Raw genomic sequence first — 15,391 nt, forward strand, 5'->3', positions numbered from 1 at the left:
CCCCCATGGACGCCGCGCGCCACCTGCTCGACACGCCCCAGCTGCTGGCGCTCGCCGCGGCCCTGGGCTGGGCCAGTGGTTTCCGGCTCTACGCGGTGGTGTTTTTGACTGGCCTGGCCGGCTGGACCGGCTGGCTCACGCTGCCGCCCGGCCTGCAAGTGCTGCAACACCCGGCCATGCTGGGCGCCAGCGGCTTCATGCTGTTCATCGAGTTCTTCGCCGACAAGATTCCCGGTGTCGACAGCCTGTGGGACCTGGTGCACACCGTCATCCGCATCCCGGCCGGTGCGGCGCTGGCAGCCGGCGCGCTGGGCGCCGACAGCGCCACCCTGGCCACGGTCGCGGCGCTGTTGGGTGGCACGCTGGCGGCCACCTCGCACGCCACCAAGCTGACCACCCGCGCCGCCATCAACACCTCGCCCGAACCCTTTTCCAACCTCGGCATGAGCTTGGTGGAAGACGGCCTGGTGGTTGGCGGCCTGTGGCTGGCCACGACCCACCCGGTGCTGTTCGGCGCGGCGTTGGCCATCGCCATCGTGCTGATGGTCTGGCTGCTGGTGGTGCTGGTGAAGTTTTTGAAAGCGCTGCTGAAGCGATTGGCCCAATTCCTGGGCGGCGGCGCATTGCCCAAGACAAACTGAGAAGACCCATGTTCAAAAAAATCCTCATCGCGAACCGTGGCGAAATCGCCTGCCGCGTGGCGGCCACCGCCCGGCGCATGGCCATCCAGACCGTGGCGGTGTACTCCGACGCCGACGCCAGCGCCAAACATGTCAGCGTCTGCGACGAGGCCATTCACCTCGGCGGCAGCGCGCCCAAGGACAGCTATCTGCGCTGGGAAAAAATCATCGAGGCGGCCCAGGCCACCGGCGCCCAGGCCATCCACCCCGGCTACGGTTTCCTCAGTGAGAACGAAGACTTCGCCAAGGCCTGTGCCGCCGCCGGCCTGGTCTTCATCGGTCCGCCGGCCTCGGCCATCCTGGCCATGGGCCTGAAGGCCGAGTCCAAGCAACTGATGGAAAAAGCCGGTGTGCCGCTGGTGCCCGGTTACCACGGCGCGGGGCAAGACCCGGCCATGCTGCAAGCAGAGGCCGACCGCATCGGCTACCCGGTGCTGATCAAGGCCAGTGCCGGCGGCGGTGGCAAGGGCATGCGGGCGGTGGACCAGGCCGAGGATTTTGCCGACGCGCTGGCCTCGTGCAAGCGCGAGGCCATCAACAGCTTTGGCGACGACGCGGTGCTGATTGAGAAATACGTGCAGCGCCCGCGCCACATCGAGATCCAGGTGTTTGGCGACACCCAGGGCAATTACGTGTATTTGTTCGAGCGCGACTGCTCGGTGCAGCGCCGGCACCAGAAGGTGCTGGAAGAAGCGCCCGCGCCCGGCATGACGGAGGCGATGCGCCAGCAGATGGGCGAGGCGGCCGTGGCCGCGGCCCGTGCGGTGAACTACGTTGGCGCCGGCACGGTGGAATTCATCGTCGAGCAGCGGGCCGATGGCACGATGAACTTCTTCTTTATGGAGATGAACACGCGCTTGCAGGTGGAGCATCCGGTCACCGAGGCCATCACCGGCCTCGACTTGGTGGAGTGGCAGTTGCGGGTGGCCTTTGGCGAGCCGCTGCCGCTGCAGCAGGCCGATCTGCGCATCCAGGGTCACGCCATCGAGGCCCGCATCTGCGCCGAGAACCCCGACAACAACTTCCTGCCCGCCACCGGCAGCCTGCAGGTCTACCGCAAGCCCGGCCACGCCGCCTTTGAGCGGGCGCCGAACGCGGTGCGCATCGACGACGGCGTGCGCGAGGGCGACGCCATCAGCCCCTTCTATGACTCTATGGTGGCCAAGCTCATCGTGCACGGTGCCACCCGCGCCGAGGCCCTGGCCCGGCTCGACGAGGCGCTGGCCCGGACCCACATCGTGGGCCTGGCCACCAACGTGCAGTTCCTGCGCCATGTGGTCAAGAGCCCGTCGTTTGCCCAGGCGAATCTGGACACCGGACTGATTCCGCGCGAACAGGCGGTGTTGTTCAAGCAGGAACCCATCGGCCTGCCGCTGGCGGTGGCGGCGGCCGTGGCCCGGGCGCTGCAGGACGAGAAAGCCCTGGAGGGCGTGGACCCGTTCAGCCAGCGCGACGGCTGGCGCTCGCACGGTGTGGTGGTGCGCCGCTTCGACTTTGAATTTCATGGCGAGGCCTGCCAGGCTGCCTTGACCTGTGGCCACGACGGGGCCCTGGTGCTGCAGGTGGGCGACGTCGCCGGCCCGCTAGCCTTCACCGCCCAGGGCGACCACCTGGACCTGCGGTTCGCCGGCCAGCGCCTGGTGGCCAAGGCCTACACCCAGGGCGAGGCGGTGTTTGTGTTTGCCGGCCAGGGTGCAACCACCATCACCGTGATCGACCCGCTGGCCCATGCCGGCGACACCCATGGCGAGGCCGGGCGCTTGACCGCACCCATGCCGGGCAAGGTGGTGTCGTTTGCGGTCAAGGTGGGCGACGCGGTGAAAAAAGGCCAGCCACTGGCGGTGATGGAGGCGATGAAGATGGAGCACACGATTGCCGCGCCGCTGGACGGCACCGTGCAGGAACTGCTGTACGCGCCGGGCGACCAGGTCACCGAGGGCGCGGAGCTGCTGAAGCTGGAGGCCGCATGAGCCTGCCCAGCCGCGTCCAGCTCACCGACGTCGGCCCGCGCGACGGGCTGCAAAACGAAAAAGCGCCGGTGCCGGCGGCGGTCAAGATCGAACTGGTGCACCGGTTGCAGGCCGCCGGCCTGAAGCACATCGAGGTCACCAGCTTTGTGTCGCCCAAATGGGTGCCGCAGATGGCCGACAACGCCGAGGTCATGGCCGGCATCCAGCGCCAGCCCGGCGTGCGCTACTCGGTGCTGACGCCCAACCTGCAGGGCTTCGAGGCGGCCAAAGCCAGCTGGCCCGACGAGATTGTGGTGTTTGGCGCGGCCAGCGAGGCCTTCAGCCAGCGCAACATCAACTGCTCCATCACCGAGAGCATCGAGCGTTTCCGCCCGGTGGTGGAAGCCGCCCACGGCCAGGGCCTGTCGGTGCGGGGCGCGATCTCCTGCGCGGTGGGCTGCCCCTACGAGGGCGACATTGCGCCCGAGCGGGTGGGCCTGGTGGCGCGGCTGATGAAGGACATCGGTGTGGACCACATCTACGTGGCCGACACCATCGGCGTGGGCACACCGCGCAGCGTGCAGGCGGCCATGGCCGCCGCGCTGGCCCATTACGACCTGGACCACACCGCCGGCCATTTCCACGACACCTATGGCCAGGCGCTGGCCAACACGCTGGCGGTGATGGAACTGGGCGTGTGGCAGTTCGACACCTCGGTGGCCGGCCTGGGCGGCTGCCCCTATGCCAAGGGTGCCACCGGCAACGTGGCCTCGGAAGACGTGGTCTTCATGCTGCAGGGCATGGGCATCGACACCGGCATCGACCTCGACGCCCTGGTCGATGCCGGCGCCTACATCAGCGACTTTCTGCAGCGCAAACCCAACTCCCGCGCCGCCACCGCCTTGCTGAACAAACGCCGGGGTTGACGCTGGGGGAATGCCGGCACCGCCTGCACAGCGGCGGCGTCGCAAGGCACAATCCGGGCATGACTTTTTCACCATCGGAAGCTGCCCATGTGCGGCGCTGAACTGACGCCCTTGCCCGAGGCCGTGCAGCGGGTGACGGCGGCGCTGCAGGCGCTGGGCCACACCGAATCCCCGCGGATGCTGCAGGACGCGGCCCGCACCGCCCAGCAGGCGGCCGACGCCTTGGGCGTGGCCCTGGGCCAGGTGGCCAAGAGCGTGATCTTCCGCCGCCGCGACGCCGACGGCGCCGAGCGGGCGGTGCTGGTGGTCACGGCCGGCGACCGCCGGGTCGACGAGGCCAAGGTGGCCGCGCTGGCCTGCCCGCCGGGCAGCCAACTGGGCCGGGCCAACGCCGACTTTGTGCGCGCCCAGACCGGCTTTGCCATCGGCGGCGTGTCACCATTGGCCCATGCCCAGCCGCTGGTGACGCTGATCGACCAGAGCCTGCTGCGCTTCGAGCGGCTGTGGGCCGCCGCCGGCCACCCGAACAGCCTGTTTGCGCTGAGCCCGCAAGAACTGCAGCGTTACACCGGCGCGCCGCTGGCCGACGTGGCCCAAGACCTTGCCGAGGTGGCGTCGTGAACGCCGCGCTGCTGGCCTTGGCCAAGCGGGCCCGCCAGGCCAGCCAGGAGCTGCCTTCGCCCTGTGTGTCGGTGTGCCGGATGCGGGAGGACAATGGCTTGTGCGAGGGCTGTTTTCGCAGCATCGCCGAAATCACCGCCTGGAGTCGGTCCAGCGACGCCGACAAGCGCCGCGTCTGGGGTCTGATCGAACAACGTGCCCGCCTGAGCCTGCCATGAAACACATCACCTTCTACCTCGACTTCATCTCGCCCTACGCCTACCTGGCGTTCGAGAAGCTGCCCGAGGCGCTGATGGGCATCAGCCACCAGGTGAGCTACAAACCCCTGCTGTTTGCCAGCCTGCTGCAGCACCACGGCCAGCTGGGTCCGGCCGAGATCAAGCCCAAGCGCGACTGGACCTACCGCCAGGTGGAATGGCTGGGCCAGCACCACGGTGTGCCACTGGACCTGCCCGAGGCCCACCCCTTTAACCCGCTGGGCCTGCTGCGGCTGGCGGTGGCCTGCGACCCCGCCGGCACGCCCAACCGCTATGCCGTGGAGACCATCTTCCGTCACGCCTGGCGCGGTGGCGCCGACGCGGCCGACCCGGCCCGTCTGCAACAGCTGACGCGGCAGCTGCAGCCCGGCCGTTTCCCCGACTCGCCCGAGGTCAAGCAGCAGCTGCGGGACCATGGCGAGGAGGCCCTGGCCCGCGGCGTGTTCGGTGTGCCCAGCTTCGCGGTGGACGACAAGCTGTTCTGGGGCTTTGACGCCCTGCCCATGCTGCGCGACTACCTGGAGGGCGGCGCCTGGTTCGACGGCGGCGACTGGGCCCAGGCCGCCACGCTGCCCGAAGGCCTGACCCGGATCCGCTGAGCCGCCCTTGTGCGGTAAGTCACGCCGCGACCGCGGGCCGGACCAAGGTTTACCCGCAGCGCCCTGAAGTTGCGCGGCCCCCTGCCGATAGCAGGGCATGATCTACGCGAAAACCGAACTCGGGCAGCTGGCCCTCAGGGACCGTTCCGCTGCCATCACCCCCCGCCAACGCTTCGCCTTCATCCTGCTGGACGGCAAACACGAGCTGGACGAGGTGCTCAAGTCCACCGCCGGCCTGGGTGTGGGCAGCCAGGACATCGACCACCTGTTGCAGCTCGGGCTGATCCAGCCGGTGCCGGACGCCACACCGGCGGTGACGGTGGTGGCCCCACCGCCGTCGCCGCTGGCCATCACGGTGCGGCCGGCCGACATGCCGCCGCTGGCCAGCGAGGCCGAGGCGCAGTACCTGAAAGCCTACCCGCTGGCCATCAAGCTGACCTCCGAGCTGGGCCTGCGTGGCTTCCTGCTCAACCTGGCGGTGGAGCGGGCCGGCAGCTACGGTGAGCTGCTGGCGGTGCTGCCCAAGATCCGCGAGGCCGTGGGCCCGGCGAAATTCCAGCCGCTGGCTGACCTGGTCAGCCACTGATACCGGCTTTTTGCGCCCCGCCGCGACGGTGGGGCGGGGGCGCCTGAGCCCGCAAGACCACGCGGCCCGCTGGGCGGGTGGCTGTCCCTAGAATGTTCGGCTCACCACCGAAAGACCGTCGTCATGACACAGGGCCGGATCCGCATCCGTGGCGCACGCCAACACAACCTCAAGAACCTGGACCTCGACATCCGCACCGGCGAACTGACGGTGGTGACCGGGCCCAGCGGCTCGGGCAAATCCAGTCTGGTGTTCGACACCTTGTACGCCGAGGGCCAGCGGCGCTATGTGGAAACCTTTTCCGCCTACGCCCGCCAGTTCCTGGACCGCATGGACAAGCCGGCGGTGGACCGCATCGACGGTGTGCCACCGGCGATTGCCATCGACCAGACCAACCCGGTCCGCTCCTCGCGCTCCACCGTGGGCACGATGACCGAGCTCAACGACCACCTGAAGCTGCTGTTCCCGCGCGCTGGCCGGCTGTTTGACAAGGTCACGGCGCAGGAGGTGCGGCACGACAGCGCCGAGAGCATCTACGCCGAACTGCAGGCCCGCTGCGCCGCCACCAACCCGCGCCTGGTGTTCACCTTTCCCGTGGAGCTGCCCGGCGGCACCACGCCGGAAGACATTGAACAGTGGCTGTCGGTCAGCGGCTTCACCAAGGTCCAGGCCCAGCGCGAGGTGGACGCACCGCCGGCCGCCGAGGCCGCGCCCAAGAAAAAAACCGCCAAGGCCAGCGAGGCCCCAGCGGCCAAACGCATCGTGCTCGACGTGGTGGCCGACCGCTTCCGCCTGGTCACCACCGAGCGGGCGCGGGTGCTGGAGGCCATTGAGGTGGCCTTGAAGCGTGGCGCGGGCCGGCTCAATGTTTATGTGCTGGACGATCCACTGGAAGACGCCGCCGCAGCGACGGGCCGCCCCGAGCAAGGCACGGCCTCCTCGGGGGGCAGCGAACCACACGCAGTGGGGAGCGTGGGGGCCAGCATCCAGTGGCGGTTTTCGACCGGCCTGCATTGCCCTGAAAGCGACCTGCGCTACGCGCAACCGATCCCGTCGATGTTCTCCTTCAATTCGGCGGTGGGCGCCTGCGAAACCTGCCGCGGCTTTGGCCGGGTGATCGGTGTCGACTACGGCCTGGTGATTCCCAACGACAAGCTGACGCTGCGGTCGGGTGCCATCAAGCCCATGCAGACCCCGGCCTGGCAGGAAGCCCAGGACGACCTGATGCGCCACGCCGAGGCGGCCGGCATCCCGCGCGACACGCCCTGGTACAAGCTCACGCCCGAGCAGCGGCACTGGGTGATCGACGGCTCGCCGAACTGGAACGGCAAGTGGAACCAGCACTGGTTCGGTGTGCGTCGTTTCTTCGAGTACCTGGAGACCAAGGCCTACAAGATGCACATCCGGGTTCTGCTGTCCAAGTACCGCAGCTACACCCCTTGCCCCAGCTGTGCTGGCGCCCGGCTCAAGACCGATAGCCTGCTGTGGCGCATCGGCAGTCAGGCCCAGGCCGACGCGGTGCTGCCGCCGGCCCAGCGCTTTCTGCCCCAGGGGGTGGGCTGGAGCCGTGCCCAGCTGGAGGCCTTGCCCGGCCTGTGCCTGAACGACCTGATGCAGCTGCCGATAGACCGGCTGCGTTGCTTCTTCGACAGCCTGCAGGCCGACCGCAGCGCCACCGTGGACGCGCTGGACGGTGCCAGCGACAGCGGCGACGGCAAGGCGCTGGACATGCTGTTCGACGAGATCGGCACCCGGCTCAAGTACCTGTGCGACGTGGGCATTGGCTATTTGACGCTGGACCGGCAAAGCCGCACGCTGTCCGGCGGCGAGGTGCAGCGCATCAACCTGACCACCGCCTTGGGCACCTCGCTGGTCAACACGCTGTTTGTGCTGGACGAACCCAGCATCGGCCTGCACCCGCGCGACATGCAACGCATCAACCAGGCCATGCTGCGGCTGCGCGACGCCGGCAACACCCTGGTGGTGGTGGAGCATGACCCGGCGGTGATGGTGGCGGCCGACCGCATCATCGACATGGGGCCTGGCCCCGGCGAGCGCGGTGGGCGGATCGTGTTTGACGGCCCGGTGGACGCGCTGCGCCACGCCGACACGCTGACTGGCGCCTACCTGGGTGGGCGCAAACACATCGGCCTGGGCTTCAAGCGCATGGTCACCGACAGCACGCCCCGCCTCATTCTGGAGGGCGTGCGCGAGCACAACCTGGCCAACCTGACGGTGGAGTTCCCGCTGCACAAGCTGGTCTGTGTGACCGGCGTCAGCGGCTCGGGCAAGTCCTCGCTGATCCAGGACGTGCTGGCACCGGCGCTGCTGCGCCATTTCGGCAAGGCCACCGACACCCCCGGCCAGCACGACCGCCTGCTGGGCGCCGACTGGCTCAGCGACGTGGTGTTTGTCGACCAGTCGCCGATTGGCAAAACCGCCCGCTCCAACCCGGTCAGCTACGTCGGCGCCTGGGACAGCCTGCGCGAGATCTTTGCCAACGCGCCCTTGGCCCGGCAGCGCGGCTACACCGCCAGCAAGTTCAGCTTCAACAGCGGCGACGGCCGCTGCCCGACCTGTGGCGGCTCGGGCTTCGAGCATGTGGAGATGCAGTTTCTGAGCGACGTTTACCTGCGTTGCCCCGACTGCGACGGCCAGCGTTACCGGCCGGAGATTTTGGACATCAAGGTCGAGCGCGGCGGGCGTTTCCTCAGCGTGGCCGAGACCTTGAACCTGACGGTGCACGAGGCGGTGCAACTGTTCGCCAAGGACAGGGACGTGCTGCGGGCGCTGCAGCCCATCGTCGACGTGGGGCTGGACTATGTGAAGCTGGGCCAGCCCGTGCCCACGCTGTCCGGTGGCGAGGCCCAGCGGCTCAAGCTGGCCGGCCACCTGGCCGAGGCGGCCCGCAGCGAGGCCAGCAGCCGCCAGGCGCTGAGCAAAAAAGGCACGCTGTTCTTGTTCGACGAGCCCACCACCGGCCTGCATTTCGACGACATCGCCAAGCTGATGCGGGCGCTGCGCCGGCTGCTGGACGTGGGCCATTCGCTGATCGTCATCGAGCACAACCTCGACGTGATCCGCGCCAGCGACTGGCTGATCGACCTCGGCCCCGAAGGCGGCGACGGCGGCGGCCTGCTGGTGGCCGAAGGCCCGCCCGAGACGCTGCGCGAACACCCGACCTCGCACACCGCCCGCGCGCTGCGCGAGTACGACCAGCAGCTGGGCGCCGGCACGCTCAGCGCGCAGGAGGCCATGGCGGCCTGGCGCGCGGCGCCGGCCAGCGCGGCGCTGGACGTGATCCAGATCGTCAACGCCAAGGAGCACAACCTCAAGAGTTTGTCGGTGTCCATCCCGCGCGGCCAGTTCAACGTGGTCACCGGCGTCAGCGGTTCGGGCAAAAGCACACTGGCCTTTGACATCCTGTTCAACGAGGGCCAGCGCCGCTACCTGGAAAGCCTGAACGCCTACGCCCGCAGCATCGTGCAGCCGGCCGGCCGGCCCGAGGTGGACGCGGTCTATGGCATCCCGCCCACCGTGGCCATCGAACAGCGGCTGAGCCGCGGCGGCCGCAAAAGCACCGTGGGCACGACCACCGAGGTCTGGCATTTCCTGCGCCTGCTCTATGTGAAGCTGGGCACCCAGCACTGTGTGCACGACAGCGCGGCGGTGATGCCACAAACACCGGACAGCATTGCCGCGGCGCTGCTGAAGCGTTATGCCGGCCAGCACATCGGCCTGCTGGCGCCGCTGGTGGTGAACCGCAAAGGCGTCTACACCGAGCTGGCCGACTGGGCCCGGCCGCGTGGCCACACCCATTTGCGGGTGGACGGCGAGTTTGTGCCCACCCAGGGCTTTCCCCGCATCGACCGTTTCAAGGAACACACCATCGAGTTGCCGGTGGCCGACCTGGTGGTCAGTTCGGCCCGCGAGGCTGAGTTGCGCCAGGCGCTGGCGCTGACGCTGGAGCATGGCAAGGGCGTGCTGCATGTGCTGGCGCCGCTGGACGGCCTGCAGCAGGCCATGGCCGACGGCAGCCCCACGGCCGGCATCGGCCGGGTGCAGGTGTTTTCCACCAAGCGGGCCTGCCCGGTCTGCAGCACCAGCTACGCCGAGTTGGACCCGCGGCTGTTCAGCTACAACAGCAAACACGGCTGGTGCCCCGACTGTGTGGGTACCGGTGTGGCGCTGACCCGCGAACAACGCAAGGCCTTTGACGACTCGGTGCGCGACGACGACCACAAGGGCCGAGAACAGACCTTTGCCGAGCCCGAGGTGGAGGATGTGCTGGACGCCGTCTGCGCCGGCTGCGAGGGCACGCGGCTCAACGCCCAGGCCCGGGCGGTCAAGTTCGCCGGGGCGGGCATTGCCGACATCGCTCGGTTGGCGGTGCGCGACGTGCGGCTGTGGGTGCAAGGCCTGGCCGCGGCCGGCGTGATGAGCGGCCGAGACGTGGAGATTGCCCGCGACCTGCTGCCAGAAATTGAAGGCCGGCTGTCCTTTCTGGAAGAGGTGGGCCTGGGCTATCTGACGCTGGACCGGGGCGCGCCCACGCTGTCGGGCGGCGAGGCCCAGCGCATCCGGCTGGCCGCGCAGCTGGGCAGCAATTTGCAGGGCGTGTGCTACGTGCTGGACGAGCCCACCATCGGCCTGCACGCGCGCGACAACCAGATTCTGCTGAACGCGCTGCACAAGCTGGGCGACAAGGGCAACACCCTGGTGGTGGTGGAGCACGACGAAGACACCATTCGCCGGGCCGACCACATCATCGACATCGGGCCCAGCGCTGGCAAACGCGGCGGCCGCCTGGTGGCCGAGGGCACGGTGGCCGACATCTCGGCGGCCAGCGATTCGGTCACCGGCCGCTACCTGCTGCACGCCATGCGCCACCCGCTGAAACCCCGCCGCTGGGTGGACCCGGACGGCCCGTCGGACACCCCAGCCCCACCGGTGCAGGTCGCACCCGAAGAGGCCCCGGTCAAGTTGTCGGCGGCGGCCAAACGCAAGCGCGCCCAGGCTGCCCTGGAAGCGCCGGTCGAGGCGGTGGACCCACCCCAGGTCTGGCTCACCGTGACCGGCGCGCAGCTGCACAACCTGCAGCAGGTGTCGGCCGCCATCCCGCTCCAACGCCTGGTGGCGGTGACCGGGGTGTCCGGCTCGGGCAAGTCCACGCTGGCGCGCGACGTGCTGCTGGCCAATGTGCAAAGCGCGGTGGCCAAGCACAGCGTGCGCGCCACCCGCGACCTGCCCAACCACTGGACCGGCTGCGCCTCGGTGGACGGCTGGCAGGGCATCGACCGGGTGCTGGAGGTCGACCAGACGCCGATCGGCAAAACGCCGCGCAGCTGCCCGGCCACCTACATCGGTTTCTGGGACACCATCCGCAAGCTGTTTGCCGACACGCTGGAGGCGCGGGCCCGCGGCTACGCGGCCAACCGCTTCAGCTTCAACACCGGCGAGGGCCGCTGCGCCACCTGCGAAGGGCAGGGCGTGCGCACCATCGAAATGAGCTTTCTGCCCGACGTGAAGGTGCTGTGCGAAAGCTGCCATGGCGCCCGCTTCAACCCCGAGACGCTGGCCGTCACCTGGCGCGGCAAGAGCATTGGCGACGTGTTGCAGATGGAGGTGGACGAGGCGGTGGGCTTCTTTGCCTCCATGCCCAGCATCGCCCACCCGCTGCAGCTGCTGCAGGACGTGGGCCTGGGCTACCTCACGCTGGGCCAGCCTTCGCCCACGCTGTCGGGCGGCGAGGCGCAGCGCATCAAGCTGGTGACCGAACTCAGCAAGGTGCGCGACGACATCACCCGCCGCGGCCAGAAGGCACCGCACACGCTGTATGTGCTGGACGAACCCACGGTGGGCCTGCACATGGCCGATGTGGAAAAACTCATCCGGGTGCTGCACCGGCTGGTGGACGGCGGGCAGAGCGTGGTGGTGATCGAACACGACCTTGACGTGATCGCCGAGGCCGACTGGGTCATCGACCTGGGGCCGGACGGCGGCAGCGCCGGCGGCAGCATCGTCGCCGCCGCCACGCCAGAAGAGGTGGTGCGGCTGGACACGCCCACCGGCCGGGTGCTGGGGCCGGTGCTGGCGCGCTGAGCCGGGGCAGGGCAGCCCCGCCCGCTCAGACCTCGATGCCGGGCCGGTAGTCGGCCGGCTCGACCGCCTTCCAGCGGCCCAGCAGCGTGACCAGGCTGAGCGCCACCACGCCGCCCAGCACCACCATGGACCAGGCCGGCCACCAGGCGTCGTCGAAGGCGCCGAACAGGCTGGCCCGGAAGGCCTGCACCACCCAGGTGAAGGGCAGCCAGGCGTGCACCGCCTGGAAGAAGCCACCGCTCAGCTCGATGGGGATCACGCCGCCGCCGGCGGCCAGCTGCAGCGTCAGCAGCAGCACCGCCAGCAACTTGCCGGCCTCGCCGAACAGGCTCAGCAGCGCAAACACCATGGACAAAAACACCAGCGAGGCCACCACCATGGTCAGCGCAAAGCTCAGCAGATGCGGCACCTTGACGCCCAGGCCAAACACCACCATCAGCAAACACAACACCACCTGCAGCAGCACCGCGCCGGCTGGCACGGCGAACTTGCCCAGCGTGCGGGCCAGCCGCGGTGCGCCGGCCTGGGCGCTGGGCAGGATGCGCAGGTTGAACAAATAAGCCGTCATCACCGCGCCAATCCACAGCGCCACCGCCACCATGTTGGGCGCAAAGGCGCTGCCGTTGTTGGCCACCGGCGCCAGCACCTCCAGCGCCGGCTTGACCGACTCGGCCAGGCCCTGGGCGCTGCCGTCCAGCTTGCCCAGGCCGGCCGGCAGCGAGGACTGCAGCAGCGTCAACCCGCCCAGCAATTTGGCCGAACCGTCGCTGAGCGCGTGGCCACCCTGGGCAAAGCGGTCCAGCGTGGCATCGTCGGGCAGTTTGGCGGCCAGCGTGCGCACACCGCCACCCAGGGCGGCCATGCCGTCGGCCAGCTTCTCGCTGGCCGCGTCCAGCTGCTGTGCGCCTTCGGTCAACTGGGTGTTGGCCGCACGGGCCTGGCCCAGGCCCGCGCTGAGCTTGGCGCCGCCGGTGGCCAGCTCGCCGGCACCCTGCGAAATCTTGCCGCCGACGATCAGGATGCCCTTGGTTTCATCGCGCATCCGGCCGGCGCCGGCGGTCAGCTGGCCAGCCCCGGTTTCCAACTGCACCAGGCCCTTGCCCAACTCGCGTTCGCCGGCCAGCAGCTGTTTGTGGCCGGCCTTGAAGGCTTGCAGGTCGGCGTCGGCCGGCAGTTTGGCGGCCATGGTGCGCACCCCGCCACCGGCCTGCTTGAAGCCGCTGGCCAGTTTGTCGGCGGCCTCGCTGTACTGCTGGCTGCCGCTGCGCAGCTGGCGGGCGCCGGCCTGCAGCGCGGCCACGCCTTCTTTCAACTGGTCCAGACTTTTGCTGGAGCCGTCGGCGGTGGCCAGCACCAGGGCCCAGCGCTTTTCGTTCAGGGTTTCGTTGACCTTGTGGCCCAGCTCCACCGCGAAACGTTTGGCAAAGCCGGCCGACGAGTAGTTGTTGCCTTCCGACAGCACCACCGTCACCTGGCCGGCGCCGGCCGTGGCGCCGGGCACGGCGTTGGCACTGAAGTCTTTGGGGATGATGACCGCAAAGGCCAGCTCACCGCGGTGCACCGCGGCGCGGGCGGCGGCCGGGTCTTGCATGGGGCGGTAGCCAAACAGGCCCTGGGCCACCAGGTTGGCGCTGAGGTCGGCCCCCACATTGGCCTGCTGGCCCTGGTAGCTGATGCCGGCGTCCAGGTTGACCAGGGCCACCGGCAGCGCGTTGGTGCGGGTGTTGGGGTCCCAGACGCTGGACAAATAAATCAGCGCGTACAGCGCCGGCACCAGTGCGATGCCGGCCACCGAGACGCCCAGCCGGGGGAAGCGCCGGAACAGGGCCAGGTCGGCCCGGACGATCTGGGTGAGGCTGTGAACGAGGCGGCGCAGGGAAGCGGTCATGGGCAGGTCCGGTGCGGTCCGGAGCCAAGGCGCTGCGCACCCCATGCCCCCAGACCTTGTGGGGCCAGATTATCCCTGTGCCCCGCCGCGCCCGGGCTGGGCGGGCGCCTCTAAACGCAGGGCTTGTCAGCCGGCGGTCTGCAGCGCCAGACCGGCGTGTTCGCGCAGCGGGTGGAAATGGATCTTGGGGTGGCGCTCCTGCGCCAGCCGCAGGTCGTAGGTCGAGGTCAGCAAATAGGCCAGGGTGTCGGCGGCGTCCAGCGCCAGCTTGCCCTGGTTGGCGTCCATGAAGGCGCGCAGCTCTTCCGGCGTGTCGGCCGTCACCCAGCGGGCGCCGACAAAACGGCTGGATTCGAGCTTCATGTCAACGTCGTACTCGGCCTTCAGCCGGTGCTGCACCACCTCGAACTGCAGCTGGCCCACCGCGCCCAGCAGCATGGCGCCGCCCACCGTGGGCCGGAAGACCTGGATCGCGCCTTCTTCGCCCAGCTGCACCAGGCCGGCCTGCAGTTGCTTGCCGCGCAAGGGGTTGGTCAGGATGGCGGTCTGGAACAGCTCGGGGGCGAAGAAGGGCAGGCCGGTGAACTGCAGGCTGGCACCGTCGGTGATGGTGTCGCCCAGCTGCACGCCGCCGTGGATGGTGAAGCCGATGATGTCGCCGGCATAGGCCTCGCTGACCGCCTCGCGGCGCTGGCTCATAAAGGTCACCACGCTGGTGGGCCGCATTTCCTTGGCGCTGCGCTGGATCTTCAGCTTCATGCCGGGCTGGTACTTGCCCGAGCAGACGCGCAGAAAGGCGATGCGGTCGCGGTGCGAGGGGTCCATGTTGGCCTGCACCTTGAACACCACGCCGGAAAACGCCTTGTCGTCCGGTGCGATTTCCTTGATCACCGGCTGCTTGTTGACCACCAGCGAACTGGTGCGTGGCTGCGGCGGCGGCGCCAAATCCACCAGCGCGTCCAGCACCTCCATCACACCGAAGTTGTTGACGCCGGAGCCAAAGAACACCGGGGTTTGTTTGCCGGCCAGAAAGGCCTCATGGTCGTAGGCCGGCGAGGCGCCGGTGGCCAGCTCCATGCTTTCTTCGGCCGATGCGAACTCGCTGCCAAAGCGCTTCAGCAAGGCCTCGCGGTCAGACAGCGGCATGGATTCAAAGTCTTGCGGCAGGCGTTCGCTGCCCGACTCGAACACCGTCATGGCCTGGGTGCGCAGGTTGACGATGCCACCAAAGCTCTTGCCCTGGCCCACCGGCCAGGTCATGGGCACGCAGGGCATGCCCAGCTCGCGTTCCACCTCGTCCAGGATGTCCAGTGGCTCGCGGACCTCGCGGTCCATTTTGTTCACAAAGGTGATGATGGGGGTGTTGCGCTGGCGGCAGACCTCGATCAGCCGGCGGGTCTGCGCTTCCACACCGTTGGCTGCGTCGATCACCATCAGCGCGGAGTCGACCGCGGTCAGCACCCGGTAGGTGTCTTCCGAGAAGTCCTTGTGGCCGGGCGTGTCGAGCAGGTTGACCACATGGTCGCGGTAGGCCATCTGCATCACCGACGAAGCCACCGAGATGCCGCGCTGCTTTTCGATTTCCATCCAGTCCGAGGTGGCGTGGCGCGAGGCCTTGCGGGCCTTCACCGAGCCGGCGATCTGGATCGCGCCCGAGAACAGCAGCAGCTTTTCGGTCAGCGTGGTCTTGCCGGCGTCGGGGTGGGAAATGATGGCAAAGGTGCGGCGGCGCCGGGTTTCGGAATGGTAGGACACGGTCGGGCGATCTGGTCAGGGCGAGGCG

10 protein-coding genes are annotated in these 15,391 nt (G+C 68.8%); 8 read left to right on the forward strand and 2 right to left on the reverse strand.

Annotation, left to right across the window (positions count from 1 at the left end; translation table 11 throughout):
- The first annotated feature begins 5 nt into the window (after positions 1 to 5).
- The 8 genes from AC4BAR_RS00635 (at position 6) to uvrA (ending at position 11,720) form a co-directional block, all read left to right on the forward strand.
- Positions 6 to 641, forward strand: coding sequence for a DUF4126 domain-containing protein (locus AC4BAR_RS00635; protein WP_490625885.1), 636 nt, complete (start codon positions 6 to 8; stop codon positions 639 to 641).
- 8 nt (positions 642 to 649) lie between these two features.
- On the forward strand, positions 650 to 2,650 hold the full coding sequence (locus tag AC4BAR_RS00640) for an acetyl/propionyl/methylcrotonyl-CoA carboxylase subunit alpha (protein WP_490625886.1): 2,001 nt from the start codon (positions 650 to 652) through the stop codon (positions 2,648 to 2,650).
- Positions 2,647 to 3,555 carry a hydroxymethylglutaryl-CoA lyase gene (locus AC4BAR_RS00645; RefSeq protein ID WP_490625887.1) on the forward strand — a complete coding sequence of 303 codons (909 nt, stop codon included), beginning with the start codon at positions 2,647 to 2,649 and terminating at the stop codon, positions 3,553 to 3,555. The genes AC4BAR_RS00640 and AC4BAR_RS00645 overlap by 4 nt, the downstream gene beginning before the upstream one ends.
- A gap of 87 nt (positions 3,556 to 3,642) precedes the next feature.
- Positions 3,643 to 4,176, forward strand: a complete 534-nt coding sequence (locus AC4BAR_RS00650; RefSeq protein ID WP_490625888.1) for a YbaK/EbsC family protein — start codon at positions 3,643 to 3,645, stop codon at positions 4,174 to 4,176.
- Positions 4,173 to 4,394: a DUF1289 domain-containing protein gene (locus AC4BAR_RS00655; RefSeq protein WP_490625889.1), complete on the forward strand. Its 222-nt coding sequence runs from the start codon at positions 4,173 to 4,175 to the stop codon at positions 4,392 to 4,394. Before AC4BAR_RS00650 ends, AC4BAR_RS00655 begins: the two co-directional genes overlap by 4 nt.
- A complete protein-coding gene (locus AC4BAR_RS00660) occupies positions 4,391 to 5,032 on the forward strand; it encodes a 2-hydroxychromene-2-carboxylate isomerase (protein WP_490625890.1) in 642 nt (213 codons plus the stop codon). Before AC4BAR_RS00655 ends, AC4BAR_RS00660 begins: the two co-directional genes overlap by 4 nt.
- 97 nt (positions 5,033 to 5,129) lie before the next feature.
- Entirely contained in the window at positions 5,130 to 5,618 is a 489-nt protein-coding gene (locus AC4BAR_RS00665) for a hypothetical protein (protein ID WP_490625891.1), read from the forward strand.
- Positions 5,619 to 5,741: 123 nt separating this feature from the next.
- Complete coding sequence (gene uvrA, locus AC4BAR_RS00670) at positions 5,742 to 11,720, forward strand: excinuclease ABC subunit UvrA (protein ID WP_490625892.1); 5,979 nt, start codon at positions 5,742 to 5,744, stop codon at positions 11,718 to 11,720.
- Positions 11,721 to 11,745: 25 nt separating this feature from the next.
- Here the strand turns inward: uvrA and AC4BAR_RS00675 are convergent, their stop codons facing one another.
- Both AC4BAR_RS00675 and AC4BAR_RS00680 read right to left on the reverse strand, forming a co-directional pair.
- Positions 11,746 to 13,608, reverse strand: coding sequence for a YhgE/Pip domain-containing protein (locus tag AC4BAR_RS00675; protein ID WP_490625893.1), 1,863 nt, complete (start codon positions 13,606 to 13,608; stop codon positions 11,746 to 11,748).
- A 126-nt stretch (positions 13,609 to 13,734) separates the two neighbouring features.
- Entirely contained in the window at positions 13,735 to 15,363 is a 1,629-nt protein-coding gene (locus AC4BAR_RS00680; RefSeq protein ID WP_490625894.1) for a peptide chain release factor 3, read from the reverse strand.
- Positions 15,364 to 15,391 lie beyond the last annotated feature (28 nt).

Source organism: Rhodoferax sp. SPJ4 (genome assembly GCF_058216275.1).